At 36.3% G+C, this 925-nt stretch carries 1 protein-coding gene; it reads right to left on the bottom strand.

Features of this window, described 5'->3' with window-relative positions; translation table 11 throughout:
- Positions 1-202 precede the first annotated feature (202 nt).
- A complete protein-coding gene (locus tag H5119_RS19940) occupies positions 203-766 on the bottom strand; it encodes a hypothetical protein (protein WP_182703471.1) in 564 nt (187 codons plus the stop codon).
- Positions 767-925 lie beyond the last annotated feature (159 nt).

The raw sequence follows: 925 nt of genomic DNA, 5'->3' as shown, positions 1-925 counted from the left end.
AATATCTATTAGATCACAGCGAACGGATGGGTTCAAGGTTAAAAAGCAATCAATTTAAAATAGTAGAATACGTTCCTAAAAAGAGTAATTCTACAGCCTCAACGCCGTTTTAAGCGGCAAATTGCTGTTGGCTAAAATAAGTGAGGCACGAACAAAAAGCCAACTGTAATTTGTCCGACTTGAAAACCCTTGTTAGGCTAAACTACTGCGGTTGAGCCCTAATAACTTTAATAAATCGCAAAGCTAATGGTTTTATACATGCGTGAGAAAACAACGAAATTGCTCCTACTATTAATATACCTATAAGCGGAATTATTGCTCCAGTAAAAATTATTGAACCAAATACATAACCAAAAATACATTCCGATCTGTATATGGGGAGGAACAACCCGACTACTAGCAAGCCTAAAGACAAGTATATTGCAACGTTTTCGTAGCCGACACTAAAGCTGAATGACTGCACAAAACTTAAAATCAGCATGCCGAAAAAACCAATAAGTATTCCTCTTGAAATTTTTTCTTTTACTGGTGAGTCACCAGATTGAAAAATTGTACGTTTTTCTATGCGCGCTATAGAAAGCCACGCTAAGAGTGGGAGAATTAATAGCCCCCACCAGTTTGATATTGCAGGATAATCAGAATGGTGCATTAAGTGATGGCTCAATATTCCACCATTTAAATGCTCCCACCACAGGTGTCCAGCTACGAATAATACGGTAATTGCAATCACGTAGTATTTCAATTTTTTTAACTGATTTTCAGTCATGTTTATCCTCGGAGTGCGATGGTCGAAATATATAGCCTAACGAGCCTGTAGATTAACTCGTTTTTTTATTTATTTTTATTGATAAACTAACCATAGCTGAGTTCCTATTTTGGTTCAATCGATTACTGTATTTTATGCAGAATATAAAGTGGGAGTTTG

The organism is Pseudoalteromonas sp. SG45-5, from assembly GCF_014164085.1.
In the GTDB taxonomy this organism is placed as follows: Bacteria; Pseudomonadota; Gammaproteobacteria; order Enterobacterales; family Alteromonadaceae; genus Pseudoalteromonas; species Pseudoalteromonas aliena.
Note: the sequence above shows the minus strand (reverse complement) of the source record. Positions and strands in the feature narration are given on the sequence as shown.

Excerpts from the sequence above, each read along its gene's own strand:
- H5119_RS19940 (WP_182703471.1), bottom strand. The coding sequence starts at position 766 with ATGACTGAAAATCAGTTAAAAAAATTGAAATACTACGTGATTGCAATT.